At 72.3% G+C, this 18338-nt stretch carries 16 protein-coding genes and 1 tRNA gene; 9 read left to right on the forward strand and 8 right to left on the reverse strand.

Going from position 1 to position 18338, the window contains the following annotated elements; translation table 11 throughout:
- Window position 1 precedes the first annotated feature (1 nt).
- Genes N4G63_RS19060 through N4G63_RS19070 form a run of 3 tightly spaced genes read right to left on the reverse strand, consistent with a single transcriptional unit; the run spans window position 2 to window position 3363 of the window.
- Complete coding sequence (locus N4G63_RS19060; protein WP_260787282.1) at window positions 2-793, reverse strand: citryl-CoA lyase; 792 nt, start codon at window positions 791-793, stop codon at window positions 2-4.
- Window positions 790-2331, reverse strand: a complete 1542-nt coding sequence (locus N4G63_RS19065; RefSeq protein WP_314600066.1) for a class I adenylate-forming enzyme family protein — start codon at window positions 2329-2331, stop codon at window positions 790-792. Before N4G63_RS19065 ends, N4G63_RS19060 begins: the two co-directional genes overlap by 4 nt.
- A gap of 21 nt (window positions 2332-2352) precedes the next feature.
- Window positions 2353-3363, reverse strand: coding sequence for a Bug family tripartite tricarboxylate transporter substrate binding protein (locus N4G63_RS19070; RefSeq protein ID WP_314600067.1), 1011 nt, complete (start codon window positions 3361-3363; stop codon window positions 2353-2355).
- 56 nt (window positions 3364-3419) lie between these two features.
- Between N4G63_RS19070 and N4G63_RS19075 the strand changes: the two genes are divergently transcribed.
- Window positions 3420-4298: an IclR family transcriptional regulator gene (locus N4G63_RS19075; protein ID WP_260787279.1), complete on the forward strand. Its 879-nt coding sequence runs from the start codon at window positions 3420-3422 to the stop codon at window positions 4296-4298.
- Window positions 4299-4334: 36 nt separating this feature from the next.
- On the opposite strand, the gene N4G63_RS19080 is transcribed toward N4G63_RS19075, so the two are convergent.
- A tRNA-Ile gene (locus tag N4G63_RS19080) sits at window positions 4335-4411 on the reverse strand.
- Between the two features lie 126 nt (window positions 4412-4537).
- Between N4G63_RS19080 and N4G63_RS19085 the strand changes: the two genes are divergently transcribed.
- Window positions 4538-5020 (forward strand): CreA family protein, encoded by a 483-nt coding sequence (locus tag N4G63_RS19085; RefSeq protein WP_260787278.1) that lies wholly within the window; start codon window positions 4538-4540, stop codon window positions 5018-5020.
- A gap of 107 nt (window positions 5021-5127) precedes the next feature.
- Here N4G63_RS19085 and hrcA read toward each other — a convergent pair whose 3' ends face one another.
- Window positions 5128-6153, reverse strand: coding sequence for a heat-inducible transcriptional repressor HrcA (gene hrcA, locus N4G63_RS19090; protein ID WP_260787277.1), 1026 nt, complete (start codon window positions 6151-6153; stop codon window positions 5128-5130).
- Window positions 6154-6240: 87 nt separating this feature from the next.
- Here hrcA and N4G63_RS19095 point away from each other — a divergent pair, with 87 nt between their 5' ends.
- The 4 genes from N4G63_RS19095 to N4G63_RS19110 all read left to right on the forward strand — a co-directional run bounded on the left by N4G63_RS19095 (window position 6241) and on the right by N4G63_RS19110 (window position 10587).
- The gene (locus N4G63_RS19095; protein WP_260787276.1) at window positions 6241-7116 is read left to right on the forward strand and encodes an NAD kinase; all 876 of its coding nucleotides are present in this window, start codon (window positions 6241-6243) and stop codon (window positions 7114-7116) included.
- 125 nt (window positions 7117-7241) lie between these two features.
- A complete protein-coding gene (gene recN, locus N4G63_RS19100) occupies window positions 7242-9029 on the forward strand; it encodes a DNA repair protein RecN (protein ID WP_260787275.1) in 1788 nt (595 codons plus the stop codon).
- Window positions 9026-9940 (forward strand): RNase adapter RapZ, encoded by a 915-nt coding sequence (rapZ, locus tag N4G63_RS19105; protein ID WP_260787274.1) that lies wholly within the window; start codon window positions 9026-9028, stop codon window positions 9938-9940. Before recN ends, rapZ begins: the two co-directional genes overlap by 4 nt.
- A gap of 44 nt (window positions 9941-9984) precedes the next feature.
- Window positions 9985-10587, forward strand: a complete 603-nt coding sequence (locus N4G63_RS19110) for an LON peptidase substrate-binding domain-containing protein (RefSeq protein ID WP_260787273.1) — start codon at window positions 9985-9987, stop codon at window positions 10585-10587.
- 72 nt (window positions 10588-10659) lie between these two features.
- On the opposite strand, the gene mutY is transcribed toward N4G63_RS19110, so the two are convergent.
- The 3 genes from mutY to mutM all read right to left on the reverse strand — a co-directional run bounded on the left by mutY (window position 10660) and on the right by mutM (window position 14888).
- The gene (mutY, locus tag N4G63_RS19115) at window positions 10660-11793 is read right to left on the reverse strand and encodes an A/G-specific adenine glycosylase (protein ID WP_443112088.1); all 1134 of its coding nucleotides are present in this window, start codon (window positions 11791-11793) and stop codon (window positions 10660-10662) included.
- Between the two features lie 83 nt (window positions 11794-11876).
- Window positions 11877-13874: a dynamin family protein gene (locus N4G63_RS19120; RefSeq protein ID WP_260787272.1), complete on the reverse strand. Its 1998-nt coding sequence runs from the start codon at window positions 13872-13874 to the stop codon at window positions 11877-11879.
- Window positions 13875-14033: 159 nt separating this feature from the next.
- Window positions 14034-14888 carry a bifunctional DNA-formamidopyrimidine glycosylase/DNA-(apurinic or apyrimidinic site) lyase gene (gene mutM, locus N4G63_RS19125; RefSeq protein WP_260787271.1) on the reverse strand — a complete coding sequence of 285 codons (855 nt, stop codon included), beginning with the start codon at window positions 14886-14888 and terminating at the stop codon, window positions 14034-14036.
- Window positions 14889-15055: 167 nt separating this feature from the next.
- Between mutM and N4G63_RS19130 the strand changes: the two genes are divergently transcribed.
- The 3 genes from N4G63_RS19130 (at window position 15056) to ispE (ending at window position 18329) form a co-directional block, all read left to right on the forward strand.
- Window positions 15056-16798, forward strand: a complete 1743-nt coding sequence (locus N4G63_RS19130; RefSeq protein ID WP_260787270.1) for a tetratricopeptide repeat protein — start codon at window positions 15056-15058, stop codon at window positions 16796-16798.
- Window positions 16798-17355, forward strand: a complete 558-nt coding sequence (locus tag N4G63_RS19135) for a lipoprotein insertase outer membrane protein LolB (protein ID WP_260787269.1) — start codon at window positions 16798-16800, stop codon at window positions 17353-17355. The genes N4G63_RS19130 and N4G63_RS19135 overlap by 1 nt, the downstream gene beginning before the upstream one ends.
- An 80-nt stretch (window positions 17356-17435) precedes the next feature.
- Window positions 17436-18329, forward strand: coding sequence for a 4-(cytidine 5'-diphospho)-2-C-methyl-D-erythritol kinase (gene ispE / locus N4G63_RS19140; RefSeq protein ID WP_260787672.1), 894 nt, complete (start codon window positions 17436-17438; stop codon window positions 18327-18329).
- The last annotated feature ends 9 nt before the right edge of the window (window positions 18330-18338 follow it).

Raw genomic sequence — 18338 nt, forward strand, 5'->3', positions numbered from 1 at the left:
GTCAGGGGGACGGGCCGTCCACCACGGTGGGCATGGCCTGCTCCACCGTGCTCCAGATGAAGCGGCCCGAGGGGCTTTGCTGCTCCTCGACGATGTGCGCCACCAGGCCGGCGGCGCGCGAGATCACCGCAAAGCCGCGCATCACGCCGGTGGGCACGCCGATCTCGCCCAGCAGCGCGGCCACCGCACCGGTGGCGTTGAGCGTGATCGGCCGGCCGGCCACGGCGTCCACCGCGGCCGACAGCGTGGCCAGCGCCTGCAGGTGGCGCCCGGGCAGCTCGGGCTCGGCGCGCGCCAGGTCCAGCAGCTTGTAGGCGCGCGGGTCCACCGGCTTGTGCAGGTGGTGGCCAAAGCCGGGCACGGCGCTGCGCTCGGCCTTGTGCCGGCGCGCGATGGCCAGGGCCTCGGCCTGCGGGTCGGCCGCAGCCTGCAGCTGATCGAGCAGGCGGGCGCAGTTCTCCATCGTGCCCACGAAGGACGACCCCACCGCCATCAGGCCCGCGGCCACCGCGCCCTGCAGGTTCTCGGGCGCGCTCATGTAGACCAGGCGCGTGGCGATGGCGCTGGGCGTCAGGCCATGCTCCATCAGCGTGATCAGCACGGCATCCACCAGGCGCATGTCCACGCCGCGCGGCTCGCGGCCCAGGATCTGCATCAGCATCACCTCGGTGAAGCTGCGCTGGCCCAGCAGATCCTCCACCAGGTTCTTGTCGCGGTAGTGCAGGCTGGTCAGCGTGTGGCTGCACAGCCGGGTCTCGGGGATGGGGCTGGCATTCGGGCGCGGGGCGCTCATGGCGTGTGTCCTTCAGGCAGCGCCAGGCGGCGCAGTTCGGTCTTGAGCACCTTGCCCACCGGCGATCGCGGCAGGCTGGCGTGGAAGTGGATGTGCTTGGGCGTGTGCACCGGTCCCAGGCGCTCGCGCACGAAGGCGATCAGCTCGGCCTCGGTGGCGGCCTGGCCCTCGCGCAGCTGCACCGCGGCGGTCACGGCTTCGCCCCACTTGTCGTCGGGCACGCCGAACACCGCGCACTCGTGCACCGCCGGGTGCTGGCCCAGCGCGTTCTCCACGTCGATGGGGTAGACATTGAAGCCGCCGGTGATCACCAGCTCCTTCAGCCGGTCTTTCAGGTACAGGTAGCCGCGCGCGTCGATCAGGCCGCGGTCGCCGGTGTGCAGCCAGCCATTCACCAGGGTCTCGGCGGTCTTGTCGGGCAGGCGCCAGTAGCCGCTCATCACCAGGTCGCCGCGCACCACCACCTCGCCCACCTCGCCGCTGGGCAGCAGGCGGCCATCGGGCGCCATGATGGCCACATCGGTGAACCAGCTGCACTGGCCCACGCTGGCCCAATTGGCCTCGTCGTCGAAGTCGTCGGGGCGCATCACGGTGATGATCTGCGGCGCCTCGGTCTGGCCATAGGTGGTGCCCAGCACCGGGCCGAAAAACCCGCGCACGTGGCGGATCTTCTCGGTGGGCATCGGGGCGCCGCCGTAGATCAGCCGGCGCAGCGCGGGGTAGTCGGTGGCCCGCGTGGCGGCGGCGCCCGGCAAGGCCATCAGCATGTAGATCAGCGTGGGCGGCATGAAGCAGCAGGTGCCGGCGCGGTCGCGGAAGGCGGCGCGCACCGCCTCGGCCCCGGCCTCGGCCAGCACCACATGGCAGCCGCCCTGGGCCAGCACCGGCAAGACATAGGTGCTGGTGCCGTGGGTGATGGGCGCGGCCAGCACATAGCGGTCGTCGGCCGTCAGGCCCCAGCCCTGGATCTGGTTGCTGATGTTGGCCAGCCAGGCGCGGTAGGGCTGCATCACGCCCTTGGGCAGGCCAGTGGTGCCACCGGTGAACTTGATGGCCTGGGTGTCGCGATCGCTCAGGCCCAGCGTGGCCAGGTCCAGCGGCGCGGCGCCGGCATGGGCCGCCACCTGCTGCGCCAGCGTGCGGGCGTCCGGGTCGTCAGCCGGGCCGGTGCTGGTCCACAGCACCTGGCCAGTGGCACCGGCGATCAGCGGCGCGCAGGCCGGGTCGGCCACCACGATGCTGGGCTCGGTGGCCTGCACGATGCGCAGCACCTCGCTGGCCGTGCTCTTGGGGTTGAGCGGCACCCACACCTTGCCGCTGGCCAGCACGGCCAGCAGCGCCAGCAGGTGCTCGCCGCTGTTGCCGGCGCAGATGGCCACACGGCTGCCGGCCTGGGCATCCAGCGCGCGCAGGGCCGCGGCCAGCGCGGCCACCCGGGCCGCCAGCTCGCCATAGCGCAGCAGGCCTTCGGGCGCATCGATGGCGATGCGTTCGGGCCAACGCGCCGCGGCGCGCCAGAAGAAGTCGATCGGGAACATGGTGTCAAAGCCTCCTGGGTGTCAGTCTGCCCGCGCGCCGGACTGTTTCACCACCGCCTGCCAGCGGCGCTGCTCGGCCCCGGCAAAGCTGCGCATCTGCTCGGGCGTGCCGGTGGCCGGCGTGGCGCCCATCTCGGCCAGGCGCTTGCTCACCTCGGGCAGGGCCACCAGCTTGTTCAGCTCGCTGTTCAGCCGCTCCACCACGGCGCGTGGCGTGCCGGCCGGCGCCGCCAGGCCGAACCAGCTCTGCACCTCAAACCCCGCGTAGCCCGATTCGGCCAGCGTGGGCACGTCGGGCAGCAGCGGCAGGCGCTGCGGGCCGGTCACCGCCACCGCACGCAGGCGCCCACCCTGCACATGCGGCAGCGCCGAGGGCGCGTTGTCGAACATCGACTGCACCTGGCCACCGATCAGATCGGTGACGGCCGGCGCGCTGCCGCGGTAGGGCACATGCAGCATGTTGAGCCTGGCCACCGACTTGAACAGCTCGCCCGACAAGTGGATGGACGAGCCGCTGCCCGATGACGCAAAGCTGATGCCCTGCGGCTTGTCCTTGGCGAACTTCACATAGTCGGCCACGCTCTTGATCGGCAGCGCCGGGTTCACCACCAGGATGTTGGGCACCTTGGCAATCAGGCCCACCGGCTCGAAATCCTTCTGCGGGTCGTAGCCCAGCTTGTCGTACAGCGAGGCGTTGATGGTGTTGGCGATGGTGAACACATACAGCGTGTGGCCATCGGCCGGCGCACGGGCCACGGCCTCGGCGCCGATGTTGCTGTTGGCACCGGCGCGGTTCTCCACCACCACGGTCTGGCCCAGCGCCTCGCCCAGCTTCTGGCTCACCAGGCGGGCGATCACATCGGTGGCGCCGCCGGCGGCATAGCCCACCACCAGGCGCAGCGGCTTGGCCGGCCAGGGCTGGGCCTGCGCCAGGGCCGGCGCGTGCGCCAGGCCGCAGGACAAGGTGGCCAGCAAGGCAGCCAGCGCGCGGCGTCGCGTCGGCCGGAACGGGGGGGCTGATTCAGTGCGCATGGGGTGTCTCCGGAGGCAGGTTCGACAAGGGCTCATCTCGGCGAAAATTCTTGGCGATGCCACGCCCCCAATCGCCCAGAAACGTCCGCCAGGCGGACGAAACAAGGGTTAGCACCGAGGAGCCCCCTGCGCCGGCCCGGGCCAATGCCGCCGGGCCGGCCAGCCCCGCGCACGCCAACGCAAGGCCCAGCCGTGAGGCCGAAGGCCGCGCCCTGCGCCGCGGCCTGCAGCTGCTGGACGCCGTGCAGCGCAGCGGCGAGGCCGGTGCCCGCGTGGTGGACCTGTGCCGCGCGCTGGCGCTGGAGCGCGCCACCGTGCACCGCCTGCTGGCCACGCTGACCGACTGCGGCCACGTGCAGCGCCACGGCCGCTGGCACTACGTGGCCGCCCCGGCCGCCCAGCTGCGCGGTGCACGCCAGTTGAGCGACATCGCCTCCGAGATGGCGCAGCGCCTGGCCCCGGTGCTGGCCCAGGTGAGCGCCGGCTGCGGCGATGCCGCCTTTGCGGTGGTGCGCGAGGGCCACAGCGCCTGGTGCGTGGCGCGGCACATCGGCAGCTACCCGGTGCAGATCCTGGCCGTGCAGGTGGGCAGCCGCCAGCCACTGGGCGTGGGCGCCGCCGGCCTGGCCCTGCTGGCCGCCCTGCCCGAGGCCGAGGCCCGCGCGGCCATCGCCTCGCATGGCGACGCACTGGCCCGCTACGGCGGCATGACGGTGGAGCGCCTGCGCATCCTGGTGCGCAGCACCCGCGAGCGCGGCTGGTCGGTGGTGGGCAACCACGCCGTGAAAGGCGTGCTGGGCGTGGGCCGCGCCCTGCGCGATGCCAACGGCCAGCCGCTGGCCGGCATCAGCGTGGCGGCATCGATGGACCGCATGACCCGCCAGCGCCAGCGGCTGATTGCCGGGCTGATGGACGAGGCCTTGGGGGCGGTGTGACGGCGGCTGTCGCGCCCGGTGCAGCGGGGCGCTGGTTGGTAGGCCGTGTTGGACTTGAACCAACGACCAAAGGATTATGAGTCCTCTGCTCTAACCGACTGAGCTAACGGCCCCCAGCGACGAGGCGCGATTCTAGGCGGCGGCCGGCGTGCTGCCTGGCAGCGGGCATGGCCCGGCCTGCCAGGCCGCTGCAGCCGCGCCGCATCACAATGCCGGCAACCCCGCCCTGGAGCCTGCACATGCCGATCCGCCGCCCTTGCCTGACCCTTGCCGCGACCCTGCTGCTGGCCTGTGGCCCTGCCGCCATGGCCGAGCAGCTGGGCGAGGTGGACACCGCCTTCAAGCTGATCGGCCCCGACCACAAGATCGTGGTCGAGGCCTATGACGATCCGGCCGTGCCGGGCATCACCTGCTTTGTCTCGCGGGCCAAGACCGGTGGCGTGCGCGGTGCGCTGGGCCTGGCCGAAGACAAGGCCGAGGCGTCGATCGCCTGCCGGCAGGTGGGGCCGATCCAGTTTCCGAAGCCCTTGCCCCGGCAGGACGAGCTGTTCAGCGAGCGCATCAGCCTGGTGTTCAAGCGACTGCGCGTGGTGCGCATCGTGGACGCCCGGCGCAATGCCCTGGTCTACCTCACCTACTCGGACCGGCTGATCGACGGCTCGCCGCAGAACGCGGTCACCGCCGTGGCGGTGGATCGCGCGACGCCGATTCCACTCAAGTGAGTCGGAGCGCGCCGGTCAAGCGCCGGGCCGCCACAAGCTGACCGTCCAACTGACCGGCCTACCCGCCCGGCGGTTGGTTCCGCGTACCCGCGCAACCGGGTGCCCCACTACCGCTGGCTCAGCGCATTGCCGACCAGGCGCGCGGTGATGTCCACGATCTGCACCATGCGCTCGTAGGCCATGCGGGTGGGGCCTACCACGCCCAGCGTGCCGACGATGCGGCCGTCCACCTCGTAGGGCGCCGACACCACGCTCAGCTGCTCATACGGCACCACGCCGCTCTCGCCGCCGATGTAGATCTGCACGCCCTCGGCGCGGCTGCTGTTCTCAAGCAGGCGCAGCAGCTCGGTCTTCTGCTCGAACAGGTCGAACATCTTGCGCAGCGAGCCCATGTCGTGGCCGAAATCCTGCACGCCCAGCAGGTTGCGCTCGCCCGAGATCACCACCTGGTCGGCGCCGTCGGCCATGGCGTCACTGCCCACTTGCACGGCGGCCTGCATCAGCGTGGCGATGTCGGCGCGCAGTTCGTCCACCTCGCTGCGCAGGCGCATGCGCATCTCGTCGACCGCCAGGCCGGCGTAGTGGGTGTTGAGGAAGTTGGTGGCCTCCACCAGCTCGCCCTCGGGGTAGTCGCGCGCGGTGAAGATCACCCGGTTCTGCACATCGCCCTCGGGCGTGACCAGGATCACCAGCACCCGCTTCTCGCCCAGGCGCAGAAACTCGATGTGGCGAAACACGCCGGCCCGCTTGGGCGCGGTGACCACGCCGACAAAGTGCGACAGGCTCGACAGCATCTGCGCGGCCTGGGCAATCACGCGCTGCGGCTGGTCGGGCTGCAGCTGGTCGCGCACGCTGGCCACGTCGGCCGGCATATTGCCCGGGTTGACCGGCCGCGCCGTGAGCATGGTGTCGACAAACACGCGGTAGCCGCGCGCCGTGGGGATGCGCCCGGCGCTGGTGTGCGGGCTGGCGATCAGGCCCAGCTCTTCCAGATCGGCCATCACGTTGCGGATGGTGGCCGGCGACAGCTCCAGCCCCGAGGCGCGCGAGAGCGTGCGGCTGCCCACCGGCTGGCCATCGGCGATGTAGCGCTCGACCAGGATCTTCAGCAGGGTGTGGGCACGCTCGTCCATGGCCCATTTTCACTGCAAGACCGGCTGCCGCGCCACCCGGCGGCAGGGGGTCTTGCACAGGGGTGCTGTGGTGTAATCCGCGGCACGATGTCGCGCCGCTTCCATCATGCCGCGCTGGTAGGCAAATACCAGGCTGAAGGCATCCGGCCGTTGCTGGCCGAGGTGGCGCAGTTCCTGTTGCGCGAAGGGCTCGAGGTCTCGCTCGAGCGCGAGACGGCCCTCAGCACCGGCATGACCGAGTTCGACGCGCTCACCCCGGCGCAGATCGGTGCGCGCTGCGATCTGGCGGTGGTGGTAGGCGGCGACGGCACCATGCTGGGCATCGCCCGCGAACTGGCCCGCCACAAGGTGCCGCTGGTGGGCATCAACCAGGGCCGGCTGGGCTTCATCACCGATGTGCCGCTGGGCCACTGGCGCGAGGCCCTGGCGCCGATGATTGCCGGCGATTACGAGGAAGACCCGCGCGCCATGCTCGAGGGCGAGGTGTGGCGCGACGGCGAGCGCTTCTTCGAGGGCCTGTCGATGAACGACGTGGTGGTGGGCCGCGGCGCCACCGCCAGCATGGTCGAGCTGCGCGTGGACATCGGCGACGAGTTCGTGGCCAACATCCGCGCCGATGGCCTGATCGTCTCGTCGCCCACCGGCTCCACGGCCTATGCGCTGTCGGCTGGCGGGCCCATCCTGCATCCGCGCATCGCCGGCTGGGTGGTGGTGCCGATCGCCTCGCACACGCTGTCCAACCGCCCCATCGTGCTGCCCGACGCCGAAGAGGTGCGCATCACCGTGGTGGCCGGGCGCGACGCCTCGGCCAACTTCGACATGCAAGGCCTGGCCAGCCTGCTGCACGGTGACCAGGTGCGCGTGCGCCGCTCGGCACACAAGGTGCGCTTTCTGCACCCGCGCGGCTGGAGCTACTACGCCACGCTGCGCCGCAAGCTGCGCTGGTACGAAGGCGTGGTATGAGCCTCGCCCCCCAAGGGCCAGGCACCGCCTGCCCGGCAAAAGGTTGCCGCCTGCGGCCCGGCCAGACGACCACTTCCGTGGCGACCGCCGGCTTGCGCTGCGGCGTGCCGGCCAGGAGACCCTGAGTGCTGCGCCGCCTTGCCTTGCGCGACTTCGTCATCGTGCCGGCGCTGGAGCTCGACTTCCATGCCGGCTTCTCGGTGCTCACCGGCGAGACCGGGGCCGGCAAGTCGATCCTGGTCGATGCGCTGCAGCTGGCGCTGGGCAGCCGCGCCGAGTCGGGCGTGGTGCGCGAGGGCGCGGCGCGGGCCGACATCACGGCCGAGTTCGACCGCCCGGCCACGCTGCTGGCCTGGCTCGAGCAGGCCGGCTTCGACTCCAACGCCGACGAGCCCACGCTGCTGCTGCGCCGCACGGTCGATGCCCAGGGCAAGAGCCGCGCGTGGATCAACGGCAGCCCGGCCACCGTGGCCCAGCTGCGCGAAGTGGCCGAGCACCTGCTCGACATCCACGGCCAGCATGCCTGGCAAAGCCTCACCCGCGCGGCGGCCGCCCGCGAGCTGCTCGACACCCAGGCCGGCATCGACACCGCGCCGCTGGCCGCGCTGTTTGCCAGCCGCAAGGCCAGCGCCGAGGCTTTGGCCCGCGCCCGCGAACAGCAAGACGAGATCGCCCGCGAGCGCGAGCGCCTGGCCTGGCAGCTGGCTGAGCTCGACAAGCTGGCGCCGGCAGACGGCGAATGGGCCGAGCTCACGGCCGAGCACCAGCGCCTGGCCCATGCCCAGGCGCTGATCGACGCCGCCCGCGGCGCACTGGAAGCCATTGCCGACAACGACGAGGCCAGCGCCGAGACCCTGGCCAGCCGCGCCCTCGATGCACTGGCCGACGTGGCCGATCACGATGCCCGCCTGCAGCCCGTGATCGACACCCTGCACAGCGCCCTGGCCCAGTTGCGCGACGCGGCCCACGAGCTCAACGCCTACCTGGGCCGCGCCGAACTCGACCCCGATCGCCTGGGCGAGCTGGATGCGCGCATGTCGGCCTGGATGGGCCTGGCCCGCCGCTGGCGCCGCCCGCCCGATGCCCTGCCCGCCCTGCTTGGCAGCTGGCGCAGCGAGCTCAAGGCGCTGGATGCCGCCACCGACACCGCGGCACTGGAAGCCGCCTACGCCAGTGCCGATGCCGCTTACCAGGCCGAGGCCCGGCGCGTGGGCCAGCGGCGCCGCGCCGCCGCGCCGCCGCTGGCCGACGCGGTGAGCCGCGCGATGCAGAGCCTGGGCATGGCCGGTGGCCGCTTCGAGGTGGGCTTCACCGCCCTGCCGGCCGCGCAGTCGCAAGGGCTGGAGGGCGTCGAGTTTCTGGTGGCCGGCCATGCCGGCAGCACGCCGCGGCCGCTGGCCAAGGTGGCCTCGGGCGGCGAGCTCTCGCGCCTGGCACTGGCCATCGCCGTGACCACCGTACAGGCCAGGGCCGCCGCCGGCCAGCAACAAGCCGGGCCCGGCACGCTGATCTTCGACGAGATCGACGCCGGCATCGGCGGCGCGGTGGGCGACACCGTGGGCGCCCTGATGAAGCAGCTGGGCCAGCGTGTGCAGGTGCTGGCCGTCACCCACCTGGCGCAGGTGGCCGCCTGTGCCGACCAGCACTACGTGGTGGCCAAGGCGCGCCAGGCCGATGGCCGCACCGCCAGCAGCGTGGCCGCGGTGGCCGGCGAGGCGCGCGTGGCCGAAGTGGCGCGCATGCTGGGCGGCGAGCGCATGGCCGGCACCAGCCTGGCCCATGCTCAGGCCATGCTGCAGCAGCCCGCCACGGCGCCCGCTGCGGCGCCGGCCAAGCCAACTGCCAAGCCACCCGCCAAGCCATCCGCCCCTTCCGACAAGCCTGCCCCACGCCGCAGCAGCAGCAAAGCATGAGCACCCCAGCAGTACCGCCCGCCACCTTGGCGCCACCCCTTGTCAGCCGCGAGCTGGTGTTGATCAGCGGCATCTCCGGATCGGGCAAGTCGGTGGCGCTGCATGCGCTGGAAGACGCCGGCTTCTTCTGCGTCGACAACCTCCCGCCCGAGCTGCTGCGCGCCTACATGGGCCTGGACAACCCGCGCTACACGCGGCGCGTGGCGGTGGCGGTGGATGTGCGCGCCGGCCGCTCGCTCAACGGCCTGGTGCCGCTGATCGCCGAGCTGCGCGCCGAGGGCGTCACCATCCGTCCGCTGTTTCTGGATGCCGCCACCGACACCCTGGTGCGGCGCTTCTCCGAGACCCGCCGCCCCCACCCCTTGAGCCACCCCGAGATCAACGGCAACGGCCAGCATGCGCTGATCGAGGCCATCGAGCTCGAGCGCCTGCTGCTGGCCGAGCTGCGCGAGGTGTCCACCGTGATCGACACCAGCCAGCTGCGCCCGGCCGGCCTGCGCGCCCACATGCGCCAGCTGCTGGCCACGCCCACCGACCGCCTGACCCTGGTGTTCGAGAGCTTCGCGTTCAAGTACGGCGTGCCGCTGGATGCCGACTACGTGTTCGACGTGCGCATGCTGCCCAACCCCTACTACGTGCGCGATCTGCGGCCGCAGAACGGGCGCGACGCGCCGGTGATCGCCTTTCTCGAGCAGCAGCCCGAAGCCGCCGAGCTGATGGCCCAGATCGAGGCCTTCGTGCGCCGCTGGCTGCCGGCGCTGGCCACCGACCAGCGCGGTTATGTCACCGTGGCCATCGGCTGCACCGGAGGCCAGCACCGCTCGGTCTACATGGTTGAGCAGCTGGGCCGGCGCTTTGCCGACCATGGCGCCACGCTGGTGCGCCACCGTGAGCTGGACGCCGTCGGGTGAGCCCGGCCGGCGCCGACGCGGCCTGGCCACCGGTGGGTGTGGCCATGTCCGGGCTGCCGCTGTTTCCGCTGCAGATGGTGCTGTTTCCGGGTGGGCGCCTGGGGCTCAAGGTGTTCGAGGCGCGCTACCTCGACCTGATGAGCCGCTGCCTGCGCAGCGGCGCACCGTTTGCCGTGGTGTGCATCCACCAGGGCAGCGAGGTGCAGCGTGCGGGCGAGGCGCCACCGCGCTTCGAATCCCTGGGCGTACTGGCCCGGCTGGACGAGCTGGACGCCGAGCAGTCCGGCATCCTGCGGGTGCAGTGCCAGGGCACGCGCCGCGTGCAGCTGGCCACGCCCGAGCAGCAGGCCGATGGCCTGTGGCAGGCCCAGGCCACGCCGCTGTCCGACGACCCGGTGCTGCCGGTGCCCGACGCCCTGGTGCCCAGCGCGCTAGCGCTGGGCCAGGCCATTGCCACCCTGGCCGCGCAGGGCCAGAAGCCCTTTGCGGCGCCCTACCAGCTTGACCAGGCCGGCTGGGTGGCCAACCGCTGGTGCGAACTGCTGCCGCTGCCGCTGGCCGCACGCCAGCAGCTGATGGCGCTGCCCGACCCGCTGGCGCGGCTGCAGCTGGTGGACGAGTTTCTGCGCAGCAAGAAGGTGATCTGAGCCACCTGCACAGGCGGCCCGGATTTCGCCGCCCCGCCGGCGGCCTGCCCGGCCGGCACGGCATGGCACGGCTCAGAGCGGCGGGCCGGCCTGCAGCAGCTTGCGGATCGGTGCCGGCAGGCCGGCGGCGAGCGCATCGTCCACCGCCCACCAGCGGCCGGCGGGCAGCATGGCCTCGACGCTGGGCAGGCTGTCGGCCGGGCTGTCCGGCCAGCTGACGGGCAATTGCCAGACGCAGGGCTGCAGCGTCCAGTCCAGATGGGTCAGCACATGCTTGAAGGGCGGCAGCCAGCGGCCCTCGCCGGGCCAGTCGGCGGTGGCCGCGTCGAGCGCGGCCTCGTCCTCGTACTCGGGCAGGGTCCACAGCCCGGCCCACACGCCCTGCGCCGGTTTCTGCACCAGCCACACCTGGCGCGCCGCCGCATCCCCGCGCAGCAGCCACAGCAGCGCATGGCTGCGTGTGCCGCGCTTGAGCTTGCGCGTCTTCACCGGGTAGGCCTCGGGCCGGCCCTCGGCGCGGGCCACGCAGGGCCCGGCCCAGGGGCAGGCATCGCAGGCCGGCTTGCGCGGTGTGCACAGCGTGGCGCCCAGGTCCATCAGGCCCTGGGTGTAGGCCTGGATCGCGCCAGGTGCGGCGCCGGCACCCGAGTCACCGGCCTCGACGCCGTGCGGCAGCAGCGACTGCGCCACCGCCCACAGCGCGCGCTCGTGCCGCGCCTGCGCCAGATCGTCGGCGATGCCCAGCACCCGGGTGAGCACGCGCTTGACGTTGCCGTCCAGGATGGCCACCCGCTCGCCAAAACAGAAGGCGGCAATGGCCGCGGCGGTTGAGCGGCCGATGCCCGGCAACTCGGCCAGGCTGGGCGCGCTGCGCGGAAACTGCCCGCCGTGCCGTGCCACCACGGCCTGGGCACAGCGGTGCAGATTGCGCGCGCGGCTGTAATAGCCCAGGCCGCTCCACAGCGCCAGCACCTCGTCCTCGTGCGCCGCGGCCAGCGCCGCCACGTCAGCAAAACGCGCGAGAAAGCGCTCGTAGTAACCCAGCACGGTGCTCACCTGGGTCTGCTGCAGCATCACCTCGGACAACCACACGTGGTACGGATCGCGGCTGCGCTGCCACGGCAGCGCATGGCGACCGTGCACGCGCTGCCAGGCGATCAGGGCCGGCGCCAGCTCGGCATCGGTACCGCTCACGCGGCGTGGCAGCTCGGCATCGGTGCCGCTCACGCGGCCCGGCAGCTCGGCATCGGTGCCGCTCACGCGGCGTGGCAGCTCAACATCGGCGCCGCTCACGCGGCGCCGCGGGCCACCGCCGGCTCGGCCGGCGTCACCAGCTGCAGCCGCGGCGACGCACCGGTGTCGGCCGATGGCGCCATGGCCGCGCGGCGGCGCACGCGGTCAAACTCGGCATCGATGCTCTCGGCCAGGCGGGCCATGCGGGCATCTTGCGCTTCCAGGTCGGCAATGCTGCGCTCCAGGCCGCTTTCGGCGTCGCGGATGCGGCCATGCGCCTCGCGCCGCTGCTGCAGCGCCTTGCGGTGTTCGCGCAGCTGCTCATCCATCTGGCTGCCCACGCTGCGCAGCCAGCCTTCGATCTCGTGCGCGGCACCCTCGAAGATCACGCGCAGCTTCGACAGCAGCAGGCGCGAGAACTGCTCGATGAAGCCCGGCTGCGCCAGCCGCCACACCTGGGTGATGCTGACGTGGCGCGCATACCCGTGCTCGATGCGCTTGAGCTCGTCGATGAAGTCGGCCGCCACCGGCCGCGGCGGCATGCCCAGCGTGAGCCCGAACTCGCCATTGAGCTGGCCCTGCGTGGTGGCCAGCATCGATTCAAGCTCGGCCAGGCGGCGGTCGGCCTCGAAGATCAGGCCGCGCAGGCGCTCGCCCAGCAGCGCGAAGGCGCGTGCCGCGCCCAGGCGCAGCAGGCTGGATTCGCTGTCGCTGCGCATGCGCAGCACGGCGTCGCGCACCTGCTCGCTCGACAGGCTGTCGAGCACCGCATGCGATTCGCGTGACAGCACCATGCGCAGCGCGGCCAGGCGCGGCGCACAGCGCTCGAACTCGGCGGCCTCGGCGTCCAGCCGGCCGGTCATCAGCTGCAGGCGGGCCAGGCTCTTGCCGCTCAGGCTCTTCAGCTCGTACAGCTGTTCGCCCACCTGGCGCTGGCGCTCGGCCAGGCGGCGCACCGCGCCCTGGTGCAGGCTGCGCGCACCGTCTTCGACCATGCGGCCGATCACCCGGCTGCGCTGCGGCAGCAACTGCTGCAGCAAGGCGTCTTCGAGCACCGGCAGACGGCTGCGCGCCAGCAGCTCGCCGTCGCTGCGCACCCGTCCCGCCAGGGCATCGCGCGCCGACAGCGGAAACACCCGCTCGCGCGGCACGTCCAGCGTCTGGCACACGCTCTGGCACTGGCGCTGCAGCAGGGCCTCCACCTCGTCGGCCGAGCGCAGCGGGTCGGTCAGCGTGTCGATCTTGTTGAGCACGACAAAACGCTCGAAGGCGCGGTCGCCCAGGTGATCGCGCCACACGGTCAGGTCGGCCTTGGTGACGCCGGTGTCGGCGGCCAGCACAAACACCGTGGCATGGGCCGAGGGCAGCAGGCTCAGCGTGAGCTCGGGCTCGGCGCCGATGGCGTTGAGGCCCGGCGTGTCCACCACCACCAGGCCGCGGCGCAGCAGCGGATGCGGCAGGTTGACCAGCGCATGGCGCCAGGCCGGAACCTCGACCATGTCGTCGCTGTCGCAGGGCGGGTTGTCCTCGGGATGCTCGTCGTTCCAGAAGCCCAGCGCGCGGGCATGCGCCACCGGCACGCGCTGGGTGTGCGTGACCCGCTCGAGCGCCGCGGCCATGGCGTCGGCGTCGGTCACCTGCAGCGGCACCTGCTGCCACAGCTCGGGCTGCTCGCGCAGCACCGCCACCGGCTGGCCGCCGATGCGGGTGTCGATCGGCAGCAGCGCCAGCGACGGCGGCTGCTGCGCATCCCAGCCCAGCTCTACCGGGCACATCGTGGTGCGGCCGGGCGTGGCCGGCATCACGCGCCGGCCCGAATCGGCAAAAAACAGCGCGTTGATCAGCTCCGACTTGCCGCGCGAGAACTCGGCCACGAAAGCCACCACCAGCCGGTCGGCCGCCAGACGCTGGCGCAGGGCCTGGGCCAAGGCCTTGTCTTCGCCATCGAGCAGGCCGTGGTCGGACAGCAGCATGCTGAAGCGCTCGACACCCAGATCCAGCCCGCGACGCCAGGTGGCGAGCGTGTCGATGCTCGTGAGCAGGGGACTGTTCATGCGGCCTCGGCGTGGTACGGATGGCGGTGGGCTGGGGGGCGGGCTTGGGGCATGCTAGCGCAGCCCTGGCGCGTCTATCGGCCGGGCCGGCAAGCAAGCGCAACAGGCGCGCCCATCGCGCCGTGACCAAATTAACGCTCGATACCGGGCCGGCGGCCGTCAGCGGCGCTGGCAGGCCGGACAGAAAAAGGTCGAGCGTTGCGCCTGCACCAGCCGCCGCACCGTGCCGCCACAACGCGCGCAGGCCTCGCCCTCGCGGCCATAGACCAGGGCCTGGTGCTGGAAGGCGCCGCTCATGCCGTGCGCGTCCTTGAAGTCCCGCAGCGTCGAACCCCCCAGCGCGATGGCCTGCGCCAGCGTCTCGCGCAGCGCCGCCAGCAGGCGCTCGGCGCGTGGCCGGCTCAGCTGGCAGCAGCGCAGGCGCGGGTCGATGCCGGCGCGGTGCAGCGCCTCGCAGGCGTAGATGTTGCCGGCACCCACCACGATGTCGCCGGCCAGCAGTGCCGCCTTCACCGGCGTGCGCCGGGCATGCAGCTCGGCATGAAAACGCTGCGGCGTCAGTGCCGGGTCGAACGGCTCGGCCCCCAGCCGGGCCAGCAGCCTGGCCGCCGGATCGACCGCCAGCGTGGCCGACCACACCACCGCGCCAAAGCGCCGCGGATCGGTCAGGCGCAGGGTGCCACGGCTGGTGCGCAGCTCGACATGGTCATGCACGCCGCGCGCCGCCGGCGCCTCCGTCAGTTGCAGCGAGCCCGACATGCCCAGGTGCCACAGCAAGCCACCGGCCTCGCGCGGGGCTGCGCCGGCGCCCGGGGCCTGCGGGCCGGTGAGCGGCATCCACAGGTATTTACCGCGTCTTTGCAATTCGCCGATCCGGCACTCGAGCAGGCGCTCGGGGGCCGCACCCAGCGGCCAGCGCAGCGGTTTTCCCAGGTGCACGGCCTCGATGTGGGCGCCGTGCAGGCGATCGGCCAGACTGGCGCGCGTGACTTCAACCTCGGGCAGTTCGGGCATCGGGGAATTATCCTCGCCACCTAGAATCTGATGCGTTTTCAGGAGTCTCGATGACCGGCACAGCCGTCCCCGCACGCCGCCCTTGGCGCCTTTCCGCTCGCGGGGCCGTGCTCGCAACGGCCATGGTCTGCACCGGCGCCTGGGCACAGCCGGCGGTGGCGCCTGCCGTGGCAGCGCCTGCCGCGGTCGAGAACTCGGCGCTCGATGCCCCCTTGTTCTACCAGCTGCTGATCGGCGAGATGGAGCTTCGCGCCGGGCGCGCCGGCTCGGCCTACGAGATCGTGCTTGACGCCGCGCGCCGGCAAAGTGACGAGGCCTTGTTCCAGCGCGCGGTCGAGATCGCGCTGCAGGCCCGCGCCGGTGACCAGGCCCTGGCCGCCGCCCGCGCCTGGGCCAGCAGCCGGCCGCTGTCGGTGGCGCCGATGCGCTACCAGACCCAGATCCTGTTCGCGCTGAACCGCCCCGCCGAAACCGCCGAACCCCTGGCCGCCTGGCTGCAGAAGCTGCCGGTGATGGAGCGCCCGGGCCTGATCGGCGCCCTGCCCCGCCTGGTGCAGCGCATGCCCGACCGCGCCCAGGCCCTGGCCCTGGTGGAGCGGCTGGTGGCGCCCTACCAGGCCGCTGCCGCCACGCGCCAGGCGAGCCAGCTCACGCTGGGCCGCATGCACCTGGCCAACAACGACGCGCCGCGGGCGCTGGCGCTGGCCCAGGCCGCGCAGGCGGCCGATCCGGCCTCGCCCGGCCCGGTGCTGCTGGCCCTCGAGATGCTGCCCGGCACGCCGGCGGCCGAGGCCCTGGTCACGGCCTACCTGGCCCAGCCACAGGCCGATGCGGGCGTGCGCCTGGCCTGGGTGCGTTCCCTCACGCAGTCGCAGCGTTATGCCGACGCCGCCTCGCAGCTCGACCAGATCACCCGCGAGCGCCCGCAGCTGGCCGATCCCTGGCTCACACTCGGTGCCCTGCGCCTCGAGATGCGCCAGCCGGCCGAGGCCGAGGCGGCACTGCAGCGTTATGTGACGCTGGCCCAGGCCCCCAAGGCCGACACCGCTGCGGCAGGCGACGCCGCCGCGCCGGCCGCCAAGCCCGCCTCGCCCCACGATGACGACGAAGAAGCCGATGGCGAGGGCGATGCCAGCGGCTCGGCCGGCCTCAACCAGGCCTGGCTGCTGCTGGCCCAGGCGGCCGAGCAGCGCGGCGACGTCAAGGCCGCAGAGCAATGGCTGGCCAAGGTCGACAACCCGCAGCGCCTGATCGAGGTGCAGACCCGCCGCGCCACCATGCTGGCGCGCCAGGGCAAGCTGGCCGAGGCCCGCGCCCTGATCCGCAGCGTGCCCGAGCGCACCGGCGACGACGCCCGCGCCAAGGCCATGGCCGAGGCACAGATGCTGCGCGACGTGAAGCGCTGGCGCGAGGCCGCCGAGGTGCTGGCCGACGCCGCCGAGCGCTTCAAGGACGACACCGACCTGATCTACGAGCAGGCCATGGTCGAGGAAAAACTCGGCCGCTTTGCCGACATGGAGCGCCTGCTGCGCCGCGTGATCGAACTCAAGCCCGAGCATTCGCATGCGCACAACGCGCTGGGCTATTCGATGGTCGACCGCAATGTGCGCCTGCCCGAGGCGCGGGCGCTGATCCAGCGTGCGCTCGAGCTTTCTCCGGGCGACCCGTTCATCACCGACAGCCTGGGCTGGGCCGAGTTCCGCATGGGCCGCGCCGACGAAGCACTGCGCCTGCTGCGCCAGGCCTACAGCGCGCGACCCGACACCGAGATCGCCGCCCACCTGGGCGAGGTGCTGTGGGCCGCCGGCCAGCAAGACGAAGCCCGCCGCGTCTGGCGCGAGGCCCAGGCCCGCGACGCGCAAAACGAGGTGCTGCGCGAAACCCTGGCCCGGCTCAAGGTCGGCCTTTGATGGCGGGGTTCGCCCTGCGGCGGCGGCGCCACTGGCTGGCCGCCGTGCTGGCCGCGCCGCTGGCCTTATTGCTGGGCGCCTGCGCCACCCCGGCCGTGCCGCAGGCCGGCGTGTTGCCGGTGCTCGAAGGCCGGCTGGCCTTGCGGGTGGACGGCCAACCCGAACGCGACCTGAGCGCCGGTTTTGAACTGAGCGGCAACGCCGAGCGCGGCGCGCTGCTGCTGCAGGGGCCGCTGGGCGCCACCGCGGCCCGCGCCAGCTGGTCGCCTGCCGGCGCCCTGCTGCGCACCAGCGATGGCGAACAGGCCTTTGCCACGCTCGACGCGCTGGCCACGCAGGCCCTGGGCGAAAACTTTCCGATTGCCGCGCTGTTCGACTGGCTGCGCGGTCAGCCCTGGCCGGGCGCCAACAGCACGCCACGCGCCGACGGCGGCGCCGGCTTCGTGCAGCTGGGCTGGCAGGTGAGCCTGGCACGCCTGGCCGAAGGCTGGCTCGAAGCCCGCCGCGACGGCCCGCCCGCGGTGAGCGTGCGGGTGCGCCTCACGCCGGGCGGCTGACCGGGCCTGAACAACACGGCGGCGCGGGCCGATGGCGCGCCACCGCCGCTTGCGGCTTGTGCCGACGCGACAATTCCCCCATGCCCCTCTCCGCGCTCTACGACGTGCCGGCCCCGGCCAAGCTCAACCTGTTCCTGCATGTGGTGGGCCGCCGGCCCGATGGCTATCACCTGCTGCAGTCGGTGTTCGTGCTGATCGACTGGTGCGACACGCTGCACTTCGAGCGCCGCAGCGACGGCGCGCTGGCCCGCCACGACCTGGGCCCGGCGCTGCCGGCCGACGACCTGAGCCTGCGCGCCGCGCGCGCGCTGCAGCAGGCCAGCGGCTGCACCCTGGGTGCCGACATCTCGGTGATGAAGCATGTGCCCTGGGGCGCCGGCCTGGGCGGCGGCAGCTCGGATGCGGCCAGCACCCTGCTGGCCCTCAACCGGCTGTGGGGCCTGCACTGGCCGCGCGAGCGACTGGCCACGCTGGCCTTGAGCCTGGGCGCCGACCTGCCGTTTTTCATCGGTGGCGACAACGCCTTCGTCGAGGGCATCGGTGAACGCCTCACGCCGCTGCCCGCCGATGTGCTGCCGCCGCAGTGGTTTGCGGTGGTCAAACCGGCCGAGGCCATCGCCACCGCCGCGATCTTTTCGAGCCCCCTCTTGGTACGCGACACGAAACCTGCTATAGTCATGGACTTTCTCGCAGACGCAAAGCGTTGCGGGGGTCTCATCGGTAGCAGCCACGGTCAAAATGACCTGCAGCCACCGGCCGAGTCCCACTGCAGCGAGGTGACGCAAGTCGCCACGTGGCTCGGGGCCCGCTACGGCAACAGCCGCATGACGGGATCCGGCAGCGCAGTGTTCGCGGGAGCCGGCACCGGCAGCCAACCTTTGGCGACATGGGCGGCGGATGAACTTCCGCCAACCTGGGTTGGACGCATGTGCCGCAGCCTCGCCCGGCATCCCCTCGTGGATTGGGCAGGTTGAAACGGTTTC

The sequence above is a fragment of the Aquabacterium sp. OR-4 genome (genome assembly GCF_025290835.2).
Taxonomy (GTDB): Bacteria; Pseudomonadota; Gammaproteobacteria; order Burkholderiales; family Burkholderiaceae_C; genus Pseudaquabacterium.

Excerpts from the sequence above, each read along its gene's own strand:
- N4G63_RS19060 (WP_260787282.1), bottom strand. The coding sequence starts at position 793 with ATGAGCGCCCCGCGCCCGAATGCCAGCCCCATCCCCGAGACCCGGCTG.
- N4G63_RS19065 (WP_314600066.1), bottom strand. The coding sequence starts at position 2,331 with ATGTTCCCGATCGACTTCTTCTGGCGCGCCGCGGCGCGTTGGCCCGAA.
- N4G63_RS19070 (WP_314600067.1), bottom strand. The coding sequence starts at position 3,363 with ATGCGCACTGAATCAGCCCCCCCGTTCCGGCCGACGCGACGCCGCGCG.
- N4G63_RS19075 (WP_260787279.1), top strand. The coding sequence starts at position 3,420 with ATGCCACGCCCCCAATCGCCCAGAAACGTCCGCCAGGCGGACGAAACA.
- N4G63_RS19085 (WP_260787278.1), top strand. The coding sequence starts at position 4,538 with ATGCCGATCCGCCGCCCTTGCCTGACCCTTGCCGCGACCCTGCTGCTG.
- hrcA (WP_260787277.1), bottom strand. The coding sequence starts at position 6,153 with ATGGACGAGCGTGCCCACACCCTGCTGAAGATCCTGGTCGAGCGCTAC.
- N4G63_RS19095 (WP_260787276.1), top strand. The coding sequence starts at position 6,241 with ATGTCGCGCCGCTTCCATCATGCCGCGCTGGTAGGCAAATACCAGGCT.
- rapZ (WP_260787274.1), top strand. The coding sequence starts at position 9,026 with ATGAGCACCCCAGCAGTACCGCCCGCCACCTTGGCGCCACCCCTTGTC.
- N4G63_RS19110 (WP_260787273.1), top strand. The coding sequence starts at position 9,985 with ATGTCCGGGCTGCCGCTGTTTCCGCTGCAGATGGTGCTGTTTCCGGGT.
- N4G63_RS19120 (WP_260787272.1), bottom strand. The coding sequence starts at position 13,874 with ATGAACAGTCCCCTGCTCACGAGCATCGACACGCTCGCCACCTGGCGT.
- mutM (WP_260787271.1), bottom strand. The coding sequence starts at position 14,888 with ATGCCCGAACTGCCCGAGGTTGAAGTCACGCGCGCCAGTCTGGCCGAT.
- N4G63_RS19135 (WP_260787269.1), top strand. The coding sequence starts at position 16,798 with ATGGCGGGGTTCGCCCTGCGGCGGCGGCGCCACTGGCTGGCCGCCGTG.
- ispE (WP_260787672.1), top strand. The coding sequence starts at position 17,436 with ATGCCCCTCTCCGCGCTCTACGACGTGCCGGCCCCGGCCAAGCTCAAC.